This window comes from Paraburkholderia sp. NPDC080076 (assembly GCF_050281145.1).
Lineage (GTDB): Bacteria > Pseudomonadota > Gammaproteobacteria > Burkholderiales > Burkholderiaceae > Paraburkholderia.
This window is the reverse complement of the sequence record NZ_JBNNWQ010000004.1, coordinates 84,597-101,831: the sequence shown is the minus strand read 5'-3', so window position 1 is coordinate 101,831 and position 17,235 is coordinate 84,597. Positions and strand designations below refer to the sequence as shown.

Here is a 17,235-nt window from a genome sequence, read left to right as displayed (position 1 = left end):
ACAACATGTCTGCCAGCGCAGTGAATGTGAACCCCGGGCGTAACGTCGTCGTCGTGGGAACCCAGTGGGGTGATGAGGGCAAGGGCAAGATCGTCGACTGGCTGACGGACCACGCTCAAGGCGTCGTTCGCTTCCAGGGCGGTCACAATGCCGGTCACACGCTCATCATCGGCGGCAAGAAAACCATCTTGCGTCTGATTCCGTCGGGCATCATGCATCCCGGCGTCGCGTGCTACATCGGCAATGGCGTCGTGTTGTCGCCGGAAGCGCTGTTCAAGGAAATCGGCGAGCTCGAAGCCGCCGGGGTCGACGTTCAGAATCGCCTCTTCATTTCCGAAGCCACCACCCTGATCCTGCCGTATCACATCGCCATCGACCAGGGCCGCGAAGCGCGCCGTGGCGCGGGCAAGATCGGCACCACCGGCCGCGGCATCGGCCCGGCTTACGAAGACAAGGTGGCGCGCCGCGGTTTGCGCGTGCAGGACCTGTTCGAGCCGGAGATCTTCGCCGAACGTCTGCGTGAAAACCTCGACTATCACAACTTCGTGTTGACGCAATACCTGGGCGTCGCCGCTGTCGACTTCCAGCAAACGCTCGACACGATGCTCAGCTATGCCGACCGTCTGAAGCCAATGGTCACCGACGTGTCGCGCCGTCTGTACGACGCGAACGCGGCCGGCAGCAACCTGCTGTTCGAAGGCGCGCAAGGCACGCTGCTCGACATCGACCACGGCACGTATCCGTACGTCACGTCGAGCAACTGCGTGGCGGGTGCGGCCACGGCGGGCGCGGGCGTCGGTCCGCAAAAGCTGAACTACATTCTCGGCATCACCAAGGCGTACTGCACGCGCGTCGGTTCGGGCCCGTTCCCGAGCGAACTGTACGACGCGGATAACGCCGCCCGTCAGGAAGCGATCGGCCTCGAACTGGCTACCGTCGGCAAGGAATTCGGCTCGGTCACCGGCCGTCCGCGCCGCACCGGCTGGCTCGACGTCGCCGCGCTGCGCCGCTCGATCCAGATCAACGGCGTGTCGGGTCTGTGCATGACCAAGCTCGACGTGCTCGACGGCCTCGACGAAGTGAAGCTGTGCGTCGGCTACACGGTCGACGGCAAACATGTCGACCTGCTGCCGCGCGGCTCGTCGGAAGTCGCGCGCTGCGAGCCGGTGTACGAAACCTTCGCGGGCTGGAAGGAAAGCACCGTCGGCATCAAGGAATGGGACAAGCTGCCCGCGAATGCGCGCGCTTATCTGTCGCGTGTGCAGGAAGTCGCTGGCATTCCGATCGACATGGTGTCGACTGGTCCGGATCGCGACGAAACGATTCTGCTTCGTCATCCGTTCAAGGTTTAAGCCATGGTGCAAGGTGTACCCATGATTGCGATGAAAGATCCGCGCAACGATGACAAGAACCTGTGGGTCGGCTGGGACGAGTATCACCGGCTGATCGAATTGCTGGCGTTGCAGGTGCACGAGTCCGGCTGGAAGTTCGACAAGATCCTGTGCCTCGCGCGCGGCGGTCTGCGCGTCGGCGATCAGCTCTCGCGCATTTACGATCTGCCGTTGGCGATTCTCGCCACGAGTTCGTATCGTGAAGCAGCCGGCACGGAGCAGGGCGAGCTCGACATCGCGCAATACATCACCATGACGCGTGGCGAACTGCACGGCAACGTGTTGCTGGTCGACGACCTGGTCGATTCCGGCGTGACGCTCGCGCGTGTTCAGCAGCATCTGAAAGAGCGTTATCCGGCGATCACCGCGGTGCGTTCGGCGGTGCTCTGGTACAAGGGCTGCTCGAAGGTGAAGCCCGATTACCACGTGCAGTATCTGCCCACTAATCCGTGGATCCATCAACCGTTCGAGGAATGGGACACGGTGCGTCCGCATAACCTCGGTGCGTGGATCAAGCGTGGCATGCAGCAAGCGCAGGAGTCGTCGGGGGAGTGATGCGCAAGACGGCGCGGAACGTGTTGCGTCGTACCCTGCGCCGTACCCCGCGTAGTCTCGCAAAACGGAGCCCATCGGGCTCCGTTTTTTTATGTGTGGGCCGTGCGCGCCGGCATCGCAAACCGCGCATCGACGATGCCGGCAATGCGGCTCGTGCAGCAGACGCGCTCATATCGCAGTGCTACACTGCGCGGACGATCACGTGGTGTATCCACAACAAGCCGGGCGGCGCCATGCTGGCAGTTTAGAATGGCGGTCGTTTTTCCGCTCAGGGAACGGATTTCCTCGCGTTTATGACAGATAACAATCACGTGCACAAACAGCCTCTGCCTTCCCTCGCTCTCGCTGCGATCGGAGTGGTGTTCGGCGATATCGGCACGAGCCCGTTGTACTCGCTGAAAGAAGCCTTTAGCCCGTCTCACGGCATTCCGCTGACCGATCAATCAATCCTGGGTGTGATCTCGCTGCTGTTCTGGGCGATCGTGATCGTGGTCGGCATCAAATATGTGTTGTTCGTGATGCGCGCGGACAATAACGGCGAGGGCGGTGTGCTCGCGTTGATGGCGCTGGCGCTGCGCTCGCTCGACGAGAAGTCGAAAATGGCCGGCTTGCTGGTGATGCTCGGCATCTTCGGCGCCTGCATGTTCTACGGCGACGCGGTGATCACGCCGGCCATTTCGGTGATCTCGGCGGTCGAGGGTCTGGAGATCGCAGCGCCCCATCTGTCGCATCTGGTGCTGCCGCTCACGATGGTGATCCTCGTGCTGCTGTTCTGGATTCAACGGCACGGCACGGCGATGGTCGGCCGTCTGTTCGGTCCGATCATGGTGCTGTGGTTCGTGGTGCTCGCGGTGCTCGGCCTGTGGCATATCCTGCAGTCGCCGAATGTGATCCGTGCGCTGAACCCGTATTACGCTTACACCTTCATGGCCGCGCACGTGCTGCAGGCCTACGTGGTGCTTGGCTCGGTCGTGCTGGTGTTGACCGGCGCCGAAGCGCTGTACGCCGACATGGGCCACTTCGGCGCCAAGCCGATCCGCATGGCGTGGTATTTCCTCGTGATGCCTTCGCTGGTGCTGAACTACTTCGGCCAGGGCGCGCTGCTGATGCACGATCCGAAGGCCATCGAAAATCCGTTCTTCCTGCTCGCACCGGACTGGGCCTTGCTGCCGCTCGTCGTGCTCTCGACCGTCGCGACCGTGATCGCCTCGCAGGCAGTGATTTCCGGCGCCTATTCGCTGACGAGCCAGGCAATCCAGCTCGGCTATGTGCCACGCATGAAGATCCTGCACACATCGGAGCTGGCGATCGGCCAGATCTATGTGCCGGTGGTGAACTGGATGCTGCTGTTCATCATTCTATGCATCGTGATTGCCTTCAAGAGTTCGGACAATCTCGCGGCTGCGTACGGTATCGCGGTGACCGCTACCATGGTGATCACCACGATTCTCGCCTGCGTCGTGATGGTGAACGTGTGGAACTGGAACAAGCTGCTGGTGGCGCTGATCATCGGCGTGTTCATGACGGTCGATCTAGGATTTTTCGGCGCCAACCTGCTGAAGGTCGAAGAAGGCGGGTGGTTGCCGCTCGGCATCGGCGCGTTGCTATTCTTCCTGCTGATGACCTGGTTCAAGGGCCGCATGATCGTGAAGGAGCGCACGGCCGCCGACGGTATTCCGCTCATGCCGTTCCTGCAGGGATTGCTCGCGCATCCGCCACATCGCGTGTCGGGCACGGCGATCTATCTGACCGGCAGCGATTCGCTCGTGCCGGTGAGCCTGCTGCACAACCTGAAGCACAACAAGGTGCTGCATGAGCGCACCATCTTCCTGACCTTCGTGACGCGCGATATTCCGTACGTGAACGACTCGGAGCGTGTGACGGTCAAGGATATCGACGGCGGCCTGTATCTCGTCAAGGCGGCCTACGGTTTCAACGAAACGCCTGACGTGAAGGCGGTCCTGCTCGAAGTCGGCCGCACGCGCGACATGACCTTCGAGATGATGGACACGTCGTTCTTCCTCGCGCGCGAAACGGTGGTGCCGACGCAACTGCCGGGCATGTCGGTGTGGCGCGAACGTGTGTTCGCATGGATGCATCAGAATGCCGCGAAGCCGACGGACTTCTTTAGTATTCCGGCTAATCGGGTGGTGGAGTTGGGGACGAAGATCGAGATCTGACGGCTGCCGCTGATTTTCAAGCGCCCCCATGCAGGGCGCAAACAAAAAAGCCCACGCGAATGCGTGGGCTTTTTATTTGGAGCTTGATGGATCGAGCAATGCGCGGCGCTCAACAAGCTCAACCAGCGCGTGAGCGAATCACGCGCCCTAAAAGCAGCAAACTTACTTCTGTTTGAGCTTGGCGAACGCAGCCGCCATCGCGCCGCCCGCTTCCGGCTCGCGCGAGCGCTGTTGCTGCGCGCCGCGTCCACCGCCGCCTGAGCGGCCCGCGCCGCCGCGATCCTGCTGGGCGCCGCCACCGCTGCGCGCCGTTGCCGCGCCGACCTCGTCATCCATCCGCATCGTCAAGGCAATACGCTGACGCTTCACGTCGACTTCCAGCACCTTCACCTTGACGATCTGGCCGGCCTTGACGACTTCATGCGGGTCCTTGATGAACTTCGTCGACATGGCCGACACGTGCACCAGACCGTCCTGATGCACGCCGATGTCGATGAACGCGCCGAACGCCGCCACGTTCGTCACGACGCCTTCGAGCGCCATGCCCGGCGTCAGATCGCTGACCTTCTCGACGCCTTCGCGGAACGTCGCGGTCTTGAACTCCGGACGCGGATCGCGGCCCGGCTTTTCGAGTTCGAGCAGAATGTCGCGTACGGTCGGCAGGCCGAAACGATCGTCGACGAATTCCGCGGGCGACAGACCGCGCAATGCCTCGCGATTGCCCAGTACTTCACCGACATGCTTGCTGATCTTCGCCAGCATGCGTTCGACGACCGGATACGCTTCCGGGTGAACCGACGAGCGGTCGAGCGGATTCTCGCCGTTGTTGATGCGCAGGAACCCGGCTGCCTGTTCGAAGGTCTTGTCGCCCAGACGCGGCACCTTGCGCAGATGCTCGCGCGACGGGAACGGACCGTTCGCATCGCGATAGTCGACGATGTTGCGCGCCAGCGTGGCGTTCAAACCCGAGACGCGGGCGAGCAGGGCGACGGAGGCCGTATTCGCGTCCACGCCGACCGCGTTCACGCAGTCTTCGACCACCGCATCGAGCGAACGGGCCAGTTCGCGCTGATTCACGTCGTGCTGATACTGGCCGACGCCGATCGCCTTCGGCTCGATCTTCACCAACTCGGCGAGCGGGTCCTGCAGACGGCGCGCAATCGACACCGCGCCGCGCAGCGACACGTCCATGTCGGGGAATTCCTTCGCCGCGAGTTCGGAGGCTGAGTACACCGACGCGCCGGCTTCGGACACGACAATTTTCTGCAGCTTGAATTCCGGATGACGCGCGATCAGTTCGCTCGCGAGCTTGTCCGTTTCACGCGACGCCGTGCCGTTGCCGATGCTGATCAGTTCAGCCTGCGTCTGCGCGCAGATGCGCGCGAGTTTCGCGATCGAGCCGTCCCAGTCGCGGCGTGGCTCGTGCGGATAGATCACGTCGGTGGCGAGCACCTTGCCGGTCCGATCGACCACCGCGACTTTCACACCGGTGCGCATGCCCGGATCGAGGCCGATCACGGCCTTCGGCCCGGCGGGCGCGGCGAGCAGCAAGTCTTTCAGATTGCGCGCGAACACGCGGATTGCTTCATGCTCGGCTTCGTCGCGCAGATTGGTCAGCAGCTCGTTTTCGATGTGCGGCTGCACCTTCACGCGCCAGCACCAGCGGCACACGTCGGAAAGCCATTTGTCGGCCGGACGATTCTGGTTGGCGATGCCGAAGTGGCGCGCAATCAGCGCTTCGCCCGGATGCGGCACCTGCGCGTCGAGTTCTTCGCCCAAGCCCAGCTTGACCATCAGCACGCCCGCATTGCGGCCGCGGAACAGCGCCAGCGCGCGATGCGACGGCACGGTGCGGATGGTTTCCGCATAGTCGTAGTAGTCGCGGAATTTTTCTTCCTCGGCGTTTTCCTTGCCTTCCACCACTTTCGACGACACCACGCCCTGGTTGAACAGGTAATCGCGCAGCTTGCCCAGCAACTCGGCCGTTTCGCCGAACTGTTCCGAGAGAATGTCGCGCGCGCCGTCGAGCGCGGCCTTCACGTCGGCGACGCCTTTCTCGGCGTCCACGTAGGCGGCGGCTTCGGTTTGCGGGTCGAGCAGGGGATTGGCCAGCAGCGCGTCTGCAAGCGGCTGCAGGCCGGCTTCGCGGGCGATCTGCGCGCGCGTGCGGCGCTTCGGCTTGTACGGGAGATACAGGTCTTCCAGCACCTGTTTGCTGTCGGCGCCTTCGATCGCGGCGCGCAGCTCGTCGGTGAGCTTGCCCTGTTCGTCGATGCTGGCGATGATCGCGGCGCGGCGGTCTTCCAGCTCGCGCAGATACAGCAGGCGTTCCTCGAGGTTGCGCAGTTGCGTGTCGTCGAGATTGTCGGTCACTTCCTTACGGTAGCGGGCGATGAACGGAACAGTCGCTCCTTCGTCGAGAAGTTGCACCGCGGCCGCGACCTGGCGCGGCTGGACGGACAGTTCGGCGGCGATGCGCTGTACGATCTTGAGTGCTACGGTTTCCGTCATAAGGTCTTGGTGTTCCTGCGGACTCAGTTCGGGGGCCGCGCGCTGACGCTACGTGAAGGCACGTGAGGCACGTCGGGACAGGCCGGGCGTGCGCGCTGCGACCAGGTTGCTGGAGCGGGGCATTTTGCCATAAATGCAAAAGGGCTCAACCGCAGGGTGATAGAATTTCGGGCATGTTCCGTTGACCCTCTACGACGTTGCCGATCTCCTTGTCCCTCAACTGCCTGGGCTCCCGCTTGGTCTCTCGCCTGTCACAATTGCCGCCGTTTTTGTCGCCGGGTTTGTCTCGTTCGCCGCGCACCTCGCTCGTGTCGGCGCCGCGCTCCGTGTTCAGGTCCACGTTCCTTTCCAATGGGATGTTTTTCGCGTCGTGCGCGTCGTGTGTGCTGGCCGCTGCGCTGACCATGTCCGCGCCGGCCGTGGCGCAATCCGTGACGCCGGCGAGCAGCGGCGCCGCGCGGCCCGCAGGCGCCCTGGCGCCGGCCGCCGCATCGGGCGAACAGGCCATGAGCGCAACGAAGGCGCAGGGCGCCACGAACGCCGAGGGCACGGACAGCGCCGGCAACGCGGCAGCGCCGGAAAGCGATTTCGACGCACGGCAAAAAGTCCTGGATCAGCGCACCGAGGAGAACAACTACCGCTACGGCATTGCGGAACACGACTGCTATAGCAAGTTCTTCGTCAACTATTGCCTGAACAAGGCACGCGACAGCATGCGCTCGGTGCAGGCCGACATTCGCAAGGAACAGCTCGCGCTCGACGGCGAACAGCGCACGCAGCGCGCCCGTGTGCGTGACGAGCAGGCCGCGATCAAGCGCGCGCAGGACGAAGCGAGCGCGCCGCAGCGTGCCGCCGCCGACGCGCGCAACGCCCAGGCTTACGAAGACAAGCAGCGCCAGCATCAGCTCGATCAGGCGCAGCGCGCCGCCGAAGCGCCGCAGCGCAGCGCGAATGCGCAGGCCTATCAGGAGAAGCAGCGTCAGCATGCGCTGGATCAGGCGCAGCGCGGCATCAGCCCGTCGCAGGCTGCCGCCAACCAGCAGGCGTACGATCAGAAGCAGGGCGACTTCCAGCGCAAGCTCGACGAGGCGCGTGCGCAAGGCGCGCAGAAGGCGCAGGAGCGCGTGCAGAAGCAGCAGAGCTTCGAGAAGAAGCAGGCGGACGCGGCGCAGCACAAGGCCGACGTGGAGGCGCGTCAGAAACAGGCGGCCGAGAAAGCCGAGCAGAAGCGTCAGGACGCGTTGAAACAGCAGCAACAGGAAGAGCAGCAAAAGCAGCAGCAACAACAGCAGTAAGCGTGCTGAAGGGGCCCCGAGCGTGCGTGACAGGGCCGTAGCCGCCGTAATGCGTTTCAAGCCGGACAGCAACCTCAGGTAGCGGGCTGCACACGTAGCCCGCACCATCGACGAGAGGAGGCGAGCATGCGGGATCAACATCACGTCATCAACGCGGACACACTGCGCGACCGCATTCTGCAACTGGAATCGGAGCATAGTGGGCTCGATCGGTTGATCGACCGAATGTCGGATGAGCCCGGCATCGACGACTTCGAGTTGCAGCGCCTGAAAAAGCGCAAACTCAAAGTCAAGGACACCATCATCTTGCTGCAGTTGCAGCTCGAACCGGACGCACGCGCCTGAGTTCGCGGCCTGGCAGGCGCCGGGCGCGCGCCGCGCGAGCCGGACTTTGCAGGAAACGCTTGCCTTGAATTCACCGCTTGAAACTTCATCCCGTGCCACGCCGGGCGACGACGCATCAGGAGCCGCTACACCGGCGCCGCGTCCCGCCGCGTCCGCACTGAGCGCGTCGCTGAATCCGCGCCGCGTCGTCGAACTGGACGAGATCTTCGCTGAGAACGGTTTGCTGGCCCGTCAGATCGACGGGTATCGCTCGCGCGCGTCGCAGATCGAAATGTCGCGCGCCGTCGCCGCCGCCATGGAAGCGTCGGGCCGCGCAATGCCCGAGCCGGCCATGTTCGAGGCGCAGAAGCGTCCGGCGCGGCGTCTGCAGGGGGCAGGCACCGCCGCCGCCGCCGAAGCCGCTGAGGGCGCGGAAGCGGGCGGCCTCGACGGCAGCGAAAACACGCTGATCGTCGAAGCCGGTACGGGCACAGGCAAGACCTATGCGTATCTGGTGCCGGCCATGCTGTGGGGTGGCAAGGTGATCGTCTCCACCGGCACGAAGCATTTGCAGGATCAGCTCTTTCAGCGCGACATTCCGACCGTGCGCGATGCGCTCGCAGTGCCGGTGTCGGTCGCCATGCTCAAGGGCCGCGCGAATTACCTGTGCCACTACTATCTGCAGCGCACCGCGGATAACGGCCGTCTGCCGTCGCGCCAGGAAACCTCGTATCTGCAGGATATCGTGCGCTTCGCGAAGATCACGCGCACCGGCGACAAGGCCGAACTGGCGAGCGTGCCTGAAACGGCCGCGGTGTGGTCGATGGTCACGTCCACACGTGAAAACTGTCTCGGCCAGGAGTGTCCGCATTACAAGGACTGCTTTGTAATGCAGGCGCGCCGCGAGGCGCAGCAGGCGGATATCGTGGTGGTGAATCACCACCTGTTTTTCGCCGATATCATGCTGCGCGATACGGGCATGGCTGAGTTGCTGCCCACCGCCAACACGATCATCTTCGACGAAGCGCATCAACTGCCCGAGACAGCCACGCTGTTCTTCGGCGAGACGCTTTCGACCACGCAGTTTCTCGAGCTCGCCCGCGATTCGGTGGCCGAAGGTTTGGGACATGCACGCGAAACGGTCGACTGGGTCAAGCTCGGCGCGACGCTCGAGCGCGCCGCGCGCGATGTGCGGCTTGCCTTCAAGGAAGACACGGTGCGCTTGTCGATCGGCCAGTTGCCTGACGATCACCCGTTATTCCCCGCGCTCGAAACGCTCGAAACCGAACTCGATGCATTGGCGTCCGCGCTGGCGGGTCAGGCTGAGCGAGCGGAATCGATCGGCGCATGTTTGCGCCGCGCACGCGAACTGCAAGGCGTGCTTGCCGGCTGGACCACGCCGCCCACGCAGACCGAGCGCGAAGCCGCTGACGCCGCCTCTGCGGACGGCAAAACCGAGCGCGCCGACCCGAACGAAAAGGTGCGCTGGATCGAAGTCTTCTCGCATACGGTGCAGTTGCACGAAACGCCGTTGTCGGTCGCGCCGATTTTCGCGAAACAGCGCGCCGGCGTGCCGCGCGCATGGATCTTCACGTCGGCCACGCTGTCGGTGCGCGGCGATTTCACGCACTATGCCGCGCAGATGGGCCTGAACGCGAAACGTTCGATGACGCTGCCCAGTCCCTTCGACTATCCGACGCAGGGGCTGCTGTACGTGCCTCGCAATTTGCCGCAGCCGTCCTCGCCGATGTTCACCGACGCAGTGTTCGACGCCGCGTTGCCGGCGATCGAAGCATCGGGTGGCGGCGTCTTCATGTTGTGCACGACACTGCGCGCGGTGGACCGCATCTCGGCCAAGCTGCGCGATACGATCGAAGCGCGCGGCTGGGACTATCCGCTACTCGTGCAAGGCGATGCGAGCCGCACCGAGTTGCTGGAGCGCTTCCGTTCCTATGGCAATGCAATTCTGGTGGGCAGCCAGAGCTTCTGGGAAGGCGTGGACGTGCGCGGCGACGCATTGTCGCTGGTGGTGATCGACAAGCTGCCGTTTGCGCCGCCCGACGATCCGGTGCTGTCGGCGCGACTCGATGCGCTGACCAAGAAAGGCTTGAGCCCATTCGCCGTGCATCAGTTGCCGCAGGCCGTGATCACGCTGAAGCAGGGCGCAGGCCGCCTGATTCGCGCTGAGACCGATCGCGGCGTGCTGATGATCTGCGATACACGTCTCGTCGACAAACCGTATGGGCGCCGTATCTGGCAGAGCCTGCCGCCATTCAAACGCACCCGTGAGATCGAGGTCGTGCGCGAGTTCTTCGAAGAGAACGCCGCGCCGGCGCAACAGGCTGATTAGAAGCAATCGACGCCGCTGTAAAAAGCGGCGCCTAAATGACAAAACGCCACGAATGTAAATCCGTGGCGTTTTGCTTTACTGCACGGGAAATCGCGATGATTTCCCGATGCAGTTTTCGCCCAGAGGCGAAACCCTATGCGACAGCTTACTGGCTTGCGCCCGAAGCCGGAGCAGCAGCCGAAGCGGCAGCGTCCGAAGCAGCAGCGCCTGCGTCCGAAGCAGCGGTCGTAGCCGAAGCAGCAGCGTCGCTCGCAGCAGCAGCAGCACCCGAAGCAGCAGCAGCCGAATCCGAAGCTGCGGCAGCCGGTGCCGAAGCAGCAGCTGCGTCGCTAGCCGGGGCAGCGGCTTGGTCGTTGCTCTTGTTGCATGCAGCCAATGCCACAGCTGCCAACAGGGATGCTACGAGGAGGGATTTCTTCATGATCACGTCCTTTTATGGTTTAAAGGTAAGCAACAGCGCAAAATAAAACCGGTAATGTGCTCCAACACCGACCTGGGCCGCTGGTGGAGAAGCTCTTTTGACGAGCTCGAATCTTCCCTACGGCTTGGGCGGAAATTATATGCACTTTCGTACTGACAATCCATAAATCCGGGGTCAATACGTTGTCTTTCTCATACAAAATTTCACTGTACGGTATAGCAGGCAGGCAGAGTTACGCAAGCTCGCCCACTTGTATCCAGCCCGCACAATACCACTCGTGTAGCCGTGCTGTCACCGACGAATCGTCTGAGAGTGTTACAAAGCGTTTCGCACTCATGCACCGGTGATTTGCGAGGTCAAACAACCACTTTTTTGCGCCATTAAATGACGTTTCCTCTCCATTTACGAAGAAAAAACGGCGGTTGTACAACAAATTAGTCTTGCGGTCCAGCCGAATACCTGACTTCGATGCCTGACTGATGAAACGGGCTTCATTAAGCGGCCTTTGCGGCGGATCAAAGACGACACTCGGCTTGGGTTCGCTGAGATACGTGCCAAGGAACGACGCAATATCCTGCTCATTCCATTTGACGCCAGCAAGGATTGCGCCAACCCTATCGACCAACGCCGCGGGCAGCTCGGCCGGGCGCTCGACGGCAGGTTGCTGCGGATCGCGATAAAGCGCGCCTGGCTGGCCCGCCGACTCGCCGCGCTCCGCCAGATGATAGAGGAACTGCGCGGTCAATTCGCCCGCGGAAGGGGCGCGAAAACCGATCGAGCAAGTCATGCATTCGCCTTCGGCGATACCGTCGTGCGCGATGTGCGGCGGCAGGTACAGCATGTCGCCCGGTTCGAGCAGCCATTCCTCTTCGGGCTGGAAATTCTGTAAAACTTTCAAAGGCAAATCGGCTTGCAGTGTCAGATCTTTCTGCGCACTGATACGCCAACGGCGCTTGCCTTTTACTTGCAAAAGAAACACATCGTAGGAATCGAAGTGCGGCCCTACGCCGCCGCCGTCGCTTGCATACGAGATCATGAGATCGTCGAGACGCGCGTCCGGCACGAAGCGGAAACGGTCCAGCAAAGCCCGCGCGCGATCGTCGTAGAGATCCACGCCTTGCACGAGGAGCGTCCATGCGCGTTGCTTCACCGACGGCAGTTCGTCAGGTGCGAATGGCCCGTGCTCCATCTGCCATTTATTGCGGAAATGCGTGATCAGGCGTGCTTCGACTTCGTCCTGATCGGCCAGTTCGAAAAATTCGTCGCGCGACAATGGCGCCTCGACGTTCGGGATCGCCTGGCGAATCAGCAGCGGTTTTTTTTGCCAGTAGCGGCGCATGAATTGCGACGGCGTCAGATTGCCGAGCAGTGGTGTCGGCGTGTCTGGCGAAGGCGGGAGAACCGGAACAGCCGGCTTTGAAGCCGGCGACAAATTCCGTGCCGAAGCTGCGTCGGCCGGGTGGTCAGTGGGCCGCTTGGGCATCGTATAATGTGAGTTGTATTCTGGAGAATCGAATGAAAATCGCAAAGAACACCGTCGTGTCGGTCGCTTACAAGCTGTCGGATGCGCAGGGCAATCTGATTGAAGAAAGCGACGAGCCGATGGTCTATCTGCACGGCGGCTATGATGGCACGTTCCCCAAGATCGAGGAAGAGCTCGACGGCCACGAGGCCGGCTTCGAGACTCAGATCCAGCTCGAGCCGCAAGACGCGTTCGGTGAGTACGACCCTGATCTCGTGAAGATCGAGCCGCGCAATCGCTTCCCGGAACCGCTCGAAGTCGGCATGCAATTCGAAGGCACGCCGGAAGAAGGCGACGAGGATCTCGATTCGCTCGTCTACGTGGTGACCGATGTCGCGGAAGACAAAGTCGTGCTCGACGGCAACCATCCGCTCGCCGGCATGGCACTGCGTTTCGCGCTGACGGTGAAAGACGTGCGCCCGGCCACCGAAGACGAAATCCAGCACGAACACGCGCATGGCGCCGACGGCCTCGAAGTTCTCGACGAAGACGAGGACGACGAAGAAGACAAGTCAGGGCCCACGCTGCACTGAGCTTGCAGGCATGCCGGGCAGGCTTGAAGAAGCGCCCGGCGTGTGCGGCTGTGAGGCTGGCGCGGGCGGCGTGGAGGTAGCGGGCCCGTAGCCGCCGCCGCCCTGATCCGCCGGTATGCGCGGCTGCTGATCCAGTTGCGACTCCCCGGGCGTCTGCAACAGTGGCGGCAATTCCGACGCGGGTCCGAGCGCCGGTACAGCCGGCATCGAGGCGGGCGGTTCATCGCGCGGCAGCGCGGGCTGCGCGGTGGGCATCGGCATTTGCTTCGGCACATCGCGCACGCTTACGCGGAACGGAGGTTTTCTGCCGAGATCCGCATCCACCTGAATCCACTGATTAAGACGATCATGCGGCGCGAGCGCGACACGCGTGAGATTCGTCACCAGCATCCCTTTGTCATTGCGTAGCGGCTGATCGATCACGAAGCCGGCGCTTGCACGCTCGTCGTCGCAATGAATCACCAGCACGGGTCCGCGGAAAATCTGCGCGAGCTTCACAAGGCTGCGTTTGAATTCCAGAAAACCATCGCGGCGCGTGTTACGCGCAAAACGTAGCCATGCAAAACGGTCGGGCCGTTCGTAGCGCTCAGGGTCCGGGTCGCCTTGAATGAACACGACAATCGCGCGCGCGTCGCGGCGTTTCGCATATTCTCCCGCGTGTTCCAGCCAGAACGCATTGGCGATCACGCGGTCTTCGAATTCGCCGTTGCGTCCGCCTGCGGTCAGGTAATGATTGTTCGGACTCGGTGCGTTCAGGCCGACGAACACGGTATCGCCCAGTTGCCAGCGCACGTTCTCGCGATATGGACGAAAGCGCGAGACTTCGCTTTCACGCGTCAACGCGATCGGGTTCTGACCCATCGAAGTGGCGTCGGCGAAGAGCGTCTGACGCAACTGATCGAGCCGCTCGATCGGATCGAAGCCGCCGGCTTCGACCGTGCCGCAATCGGCCCAGTCATGCTGGCCGGGAATGAAGAAGAGGGCGGGCCGCGACGTTTCGAGGAGCGCGTGGCGACGCTCGTAAAGCGCGTCGCGGCAGGCTTCTTTCGCGCCCTTCAGATTGCCGTCGTAGACGATGAACGATATGTCGCGCTCGCGGCTGATCGCTTCGATCAGCCGTTGCGTGGGCGCTTCGTCGGCGGCGCTTTGCATCGTGTTGGCGATGACCGCGAAGGTGTAGCGCGGCGTATCGGCGTAGGCCGCCGGCGCGAAACCTGACAACCCCGCGAACAGTCCCGCGAACGGCACGCCGCCGCCCGAGAGCGTGAGGGCGAGGGTCAGCGCCGCGCGAAGTTTGCGCGGACGCTGCGAGGGCCTGTGTGCGTCAATGATCCGCATCTGGCGCGGCGGCCAGCTCGTGCAGTTCGTACAGCAGATCGAGTGCTTCGCGCGGCCGCAAATCGTTCGGATCGATGCCGCGCAGACGCTCGACGAGCGCCTGCGTGGCGGGCGACACCGCCGGCTCCGCCTTGGCATCGCCGCGTTCGTCGTCGGCGTCTTCGAGCAGCATCGGCATGGGTGCGGCGAACAGATCGAGTTGCGGCGCGGGTTGCGCGGCCGACTGCTGTTCGAGATGCGCGAGATGCTTGCGCGCCGCGCGAATCACCGCGTTCGGCACGCCTGCGAGTTGCGCGACCTGCAGGCCGTAGCTCTGATTCGCCGGACCTTCGTTGACCGCGTGCAGGAACACGATGCCGTGCCCGTGTTCCACCGCCGACAAATGCACGTTGGCCGCCTGCGGAAACTCCGCCGGCAGCTGCGTCAGCTCGAAGTAGTGCGTCGCAAACAGCGTATGGCAGCCGTTGTGCGCGAGCAGATGCCGCGCGATGGCCCACGCCAGCGCGAGTCCGTCGAACGTGGACGTGCCGCGGCCAATCTCGTCCATCAACACCAGACTTTGCGGCGTGGCGTCGTTCAGGATCGCGGCGGCTTCGGTCATCTCGACCATGAAGGTCGAGCGGCCGCCGGCGAGATCGTCCGCTGCGCCGATGCGCGTGAAGATGCGATCGATTGGCCCGAATGCGGCGCGCCGCGCGGGCACGTAGCTGCCCACATACGCGAGCAACGCGATCAGTGCGGTCTGCCGCATGAAGGTCGATTTACCGCCCATGTTCGGGCCGGTGATCAGCAGCAGTTTGCGCTCGAGCGTGAGCGCGCAGTCGTTGGCGATGAACTGCTCGACCTGCGCTTCGACAACCGGATGCCGTCCCTGTTCGATTTCGATGCCGGCGTTCGCCGAGAACGTGGGCGCGACCCAATCGAGCGCACGGGCGCGCTCGCCGAAGGCCGCCAGCAGATCGAGTTCGGCGAGCGCAGAAGCAACTCGCTGGCAATCCGGGATGAACGGCAGCAGCGCCTGCAGCAGCGCGTCGTACAGCGAGCGTTCGCGGGCGAGCGCGCGTTCCTGCGCGGACAGCGCTTTGTCCTCGAACGTTTTCAGTTCCGGCGTGATGTAGCGTTCGGCGTTCTTCAGCGTCTGACGGCGGCGATAGTCGTCGGGCACTTTGTCGGTCTGACCCCGCGTGACTTCGATATAGAAGCCGTGCACCTTGTTGTACTCGACGCGCAGATTGCCGATGCCCGTGCGTGCGCGCTCGCGCGTTTCGAGGTCGATCAGGAACTGCCCGCAGTTCTCCGAAATATCCCGCAACTCGTCCAGTTCCGCGTCGTAGCCGCGCGCGATCACGCCGCCGTCGCGCACCATCGCCGACGGTTCCTCCGCGACCGCGCGCTTGAGCAGTTCGACACAGGCTTGCGGCGGTTCGAGCGAAGCGTCGATGCGCGCCAGCGAATCCGCATTCGACGCAACGGCCGCGAGCTGCGTGCGCAACTCGGGCAACGCAATGAAGGTATCGCGCAGGCTCGACAGATCGCGAGGCCGTGCCGACAGCAGCGCGAGACGCCCGGTAATCCGCTCGATGTCCGAGATCTGCCGCAACGCGCCGCGCAACGAGTCGACGCTCGTGCCCGGCGGCGCGTCGAGCAATGCGCCGATCGCTTGCTGACGCGCCTGCGCCACCGCCGATTCGCGCGGCGGATGATGCAGCCAGTGACGCAGCAGACGGCTGCCCATGGTCGTGCAGCAGGTATCGAGCAGCGAACACAGGGTGGGCGATTCGGTGCCGCGCAGTGTTTCCGTGAGTTCGAGGTTGCGGCGCGTGGCGGGGTCGAGGCCGATATATTCGGATTCGTATTCGACCTTCAGGCTGCGCACGTGACGCAATTGCTGGCCTTGCGTGGCGGCGGCATACAGCAGCAGCGCGCCGGCCGCGCCACATGCGCAAGTCAGCGAATGCGCGCCGAAGCCGTCGAGGCCCGCCACTTCCAGTTGATCGCACAAGCGCTGCGTGCCCGAGGTGACGTCGAAGTGCCAGACCGGCACGCGGGTGAGGGCGCCCGCATTGACCGGCGGCGTCCAGCTCGCCGAGTCGCTGGGCGTGTCGGCCACCAGAATTTCCGCGGGACGAATGCGCTCGAGCGCGGCCGCCACCTGGTCGGGCGCGACTTCGGCGAGGCGCAGCGCGCCGCTCGCCAGATTCAGCCATGCAAGACCGACGCTGGTCGCGACGCCGCGGCGGTTATGCGCCACGCACATGGCCATCAGGTAGACATCGCTCTTGTCGGACAGCAGCGCGGCGTCCGTGAGCGTGCCCGGCGTGACCACGCGCACCACTTTGCGCTCGACCGGGCCCTTCGACGTAGCCGGGTCGCCGATCTGTTCGCAAATCGCGACGGATTCGCCGAGCTTCACCAGCTTCGCCAGATATTGTTCGACCGCGTGATGCGGCACGCCGGCCATCTTGATCGGGTTGCCCGCCGACGCGCCACGCTGCGTGAGTGTCAGATCGAGCAGACGTGCGGCTTTTTCCGCGTCTTCGAAAAAGAGTTCGTAGAAGTCGCCCATCCGGTAGAACACCAGCGTGCCCGGATGATCCGCTTTAATGCGCAGGTACTGCTGCATCATCGGCGTGTGTTGTGCGACGTCGTTGGCCGCTGCGGTTTGAATGCCCATCCTCGGTATCTTCTTGCGTTAGCTGTTCAGGGCGTGAGTTTAACCTGCCGGCGCGGCGAGCGGACCCTGGCCGGACGGCCAATCTGAACCGCCAATCCGCATTGCGGCCCTACGCCGCGGCGACACATCTTGCACGAGCCG

13 protein-coding genes are annotated in these 17,235 nt (G+C 63.3%); 7 read left to right on the top strand and 6 right to left on the bottom strand.

Features of this window, described 5'->3' with window-relative positions:
- The first annotated feature begins 5 nt into the window (after positions 1-5).
- The 3 genes from ACQKRQ_RS17490 to ACQKRQ_RS17480 all read left to right on the top strand — a co-directional run bounded on the left by ACQKRQ_RS17490 (position 6) and on the right by ACQKRQ_RS17480 (position 4,126).
- On the top strand, positions 6-1,352 hold the full coding sequence (locus ACQKRQ_RS17490) for an adenylosuccinate synthase (protein WP_132373867.1): 1,347 nt from the start codon (positions 6-8) through the stop codon (positions 1,350-1,352).
- A 3-nt stretch (positions 1,353-1,355) separates the two neighbouring features.
- Positions 1,356-1,946 carry a phosphoribosyltransferase gene (locus ACQKRQ_RS17485; protein WP_168794484.1) on the top strand — a complete coding sequence of 197 codons (591 nt, stop codon included), beginning with the start codon at positions 1,356-1,358 and terminating at the stop codon, positions 1,944-1,946.
- 293 nt (positions 1,947-2,239) lie between these two features.
- Entirely contained in the window at positions 2,240-4,126 is a 1,887-nt protein-coding gene (locus tag ACQKRQ_RS17480; RefSeq protein ID WP_132373869.1) for a potassium transporter Kup, read from the top strand.
- A 162-nt stretch (positions 4,127-4,288) separates the two neighbouring features.
- On the opposite strand, the gene ACQKRQ_RS17475 is transcribed toward ACQKRQ_RS17480, so the two are convergent.
- Entirely contained in the window at positions 4,289-6,637 is a 2,349-nt protein-coding gene (locus ACQKRQ_RS17475) for a Tex family protein (RefSeq protein WP_427478444.1), read from the bottom strand.
- Positions 6,638-6,782: 145 nt separating this feature from the next.
- The gene (locus ACQKRQ_RS17470; RefSeq protein ID WP_427479287.1) at positions 6,783-7,145 is read right to left on the bottom strand and encodes a hypothetical protein; all 363 of its coding nucleotides are present in this window, start codon (positions 7,143-7,145) and stop codon (positions 6,783-6,785) included.
- On the opposite strand from ACQKRQ_RS17470, the gene ACQKRQ_RS17465 reads away from it, so the two are divergent.
- The 3 genes from ACQKRQ_RS17465 to ACQKRQ_RS17455 all read left to right on the top strand — a co-directional run bounded on the left by ACQKRQ_RS17465 (position 7,042) and on the right by ACQKRQ_RS17455 (position 10,606).
- A complete protein-coding gene (locus ACQKRQ_RS17465; protein WP_427478442.1) occupies positions 7,042-7,932 on the top strand; it encodes a hypothetical protein in 891 nt (296 codons plus the stop codon). The genes ACQKRQ_RS17470 and ACQKRQ_RS17465 overlap by 104 nt on opposite strands.
- A gap of 126 nt (positions 7,933-8,058) precedes the next feature.
- The gene (locus ACQKRQ_RS17460; protein ID WP_007181361.1) at positions 8,059-8,277 is read left to right on the top strand and encodes a DUF465 domain-containing protein; all 219 of its coding nucleotides are present in this window, start codon (positions 8,059-8,061) and stop codon (positions 8,275-8,277) included.
- A 64-nt stretch (positions 8,278-8,341) separates the two neighbouring features.
- Positions 8,342-10,606 carry an ATP-dependent DNA helicase gene (locus ACQKRQ_RS17455; RefSeq protein ID WP_427478441.1) on the top strand — a complete coding sequence of 755 codons (2,265 nt, stop codon included), beginning with the start codon at positions 8,342-8,344 and terminating at the stop codon, positions 10,604-10,606.
- A 145-nt stretch (positions 10,607-10,751) separates the two neighbouring features.
- Here ACQKRQ_RS17455 and ACQKRQ_RS17450 read toward each other — a convergent pair whose 3' ends face one another.
- Positions 10,752-11,027: a hypothetical protein gene (locus tag ACQKRQ_RS17450; RefSeq protein ID WP_083772052.1), complete on the bottom strand. Its 276-nt coding sequence runs from the start codon at positions 11,025-11,027 to the stop codon at positions 10,752-10,754.
- A 232-nt stretch (positions 11,028-11,259) separates the two neighbouring features.
- Complete coding sequence (locus ACQKRQ_RS17445; protein ID WP_427479245.1) at positions 11,260-12,510, bottom strand: JmjC domain-containing protein; 1,251 nt, start codon at positions 12,508-12,510, stop codon at positions 11,260-11,262.
- A 32-nt stretch (positions 12,511-12,542) separates the two neighbouring features.
- On the opposite strand from ACQKRQ_RS17445, the gene ACQKRQ_RS17440 reads away from it, so the two are divergent.
- On the top strand, positions 12,543-13,082 hold the full coding sequence (locus ACQKRQ_RS17440; protein WP_132373872.1) for an FKBP-type peptidyl-prolyl cis-trans isomerase: 540 nt from the start codon (positions 12,543-12,545) through the stop codon (positions 13,080-13,082).
- Here ACQKRQ_RS17440 and ACQKRQ_RS17435 read toward each other — a convergent pair.
- Positions 13,062-14,420 (bottom strand): hypothetical protein, encoded by a 1,359-nt coding sequence (locus ACQKRQ_RS17435; RefSeq protein WP_427478440.1) that lies wholly within the window; start codon positions 14,418-14,420, stop codon positions 13,062-13,064. The two genes, ACQKRQ_RS17440 and ACQKRQ_RS17435, sit on opposite strands and share 21 nt — an antisense overlap.
- Positions 14,407-17,094 carry a DNA mismatch repair protein MutS gene (gene mutS, locus ACQKRQ_RS17430; RefSeq protein ID WP_427478439.1) on the bottom strand — a complete coding sequence of 896 codons (2,688 nt, stop codon included), beginning with the start codon at positions 17,092-17,094 and terminating at the stop codon, positions 14,407-14,409. The genes ACQKRQ_RS17435 and mutS overlap by 14 nt, the downstream gene beginning before the upstream one ends.
- Positions 17,095-17,235 lie beyond the last annotated feature (141 nt).

Excerpts from the sequence above, each read along its gene's own strand:
- ACQKRQ_RS17475 (WP_427478444.1), bottom strand. The coding sequence starts at position 6,637 with ATGACGGAAACCGTAGCACTCAAGATCGTACAGCGCATCGCCGCCGAA.
- ACQKRQ_RS17435 (WP_427478440.1), bottom strand. The coding sequence starts at position 14,420 with ATGCGGATCATTGACGCACACAGGCCCTCGCAGCGTCCGCGCAAACTT.
- ACQKRQ_RS17445 (WP_427479245.1), bottom strand. The coding sequence starts at position 12,510 with ATGCCCAAGCGGCCCACTGACCACCCGGCCGACGCAGCTTCGGCACGG.
- ACQKRQ_RS17490 (WP_132373867.1), top strand. The coding sequence starts at position 6 with ATGTCTGCCAGCGCAGTGAATGTGAACCCCGGGCGTAACGTCGTCGTC.
- ACQKRQ_RS17470 (WP_427479287.1), bottom strand. The coding sequence starts at position 7,145 with ATGGCCTGTTCGCCCGATGCGGCGGCCGGCGCCAGGGCGCCTGCGGGC.
- ACQKRQ_RS17450 (WP_083772052.1), bottom strand. The coding sequence starts at position 11,027 with ATGAAGAAATCCCTCCTCGTAGCATCCCTGTTGGCAGCTGTGGCATTG.
- mutS (WP_427478439.1), bottom strand. The coding sequence starts at position 17,094 with ATGGGCATTCAAACCGCAGCGGCCAACGACGTCGCACAACACACGCCG.
- ACQKRQ_RS17440 (WP_132373872.1), top strand. The coding sequence starts at position 12,543 with ATGAAAATCGCAAAGAACACCGTCGTGTCGGTCGCTTACAAGCTGTCG.
- ACQKRQ_RS17465 (WP_427478442.1), top strand. The coding sequence starts at position 7,042 with ATGTCCGCGCCGGCCGTGGCGCAATCCGTGACGCCGGCGAGCAGCGGC.
- ACQKRQ_RS17480 (WP_132373869.1), top strand. The coding sequence starts at position 2,240 with ATGACAGATAACAATCACGTGCACAAACAGCCTCTGCCTTCCCTCGCT.
- ACQKRQ_RS17460 (WP_007181361.1), top strand. The coding sequence starts at position 8,059 with ATGCGGGATCAACATCACGTCATCAACGCGGACACACTGCGCGACCGC.
- ACQKRQ_RS17485 (WP_168794484.1), top strand. The coding sequence starts at position 1,356 with ATGGTGCAAGGTGTACCCATGATTGCGATGAAAGATCCGCGCAACGAT.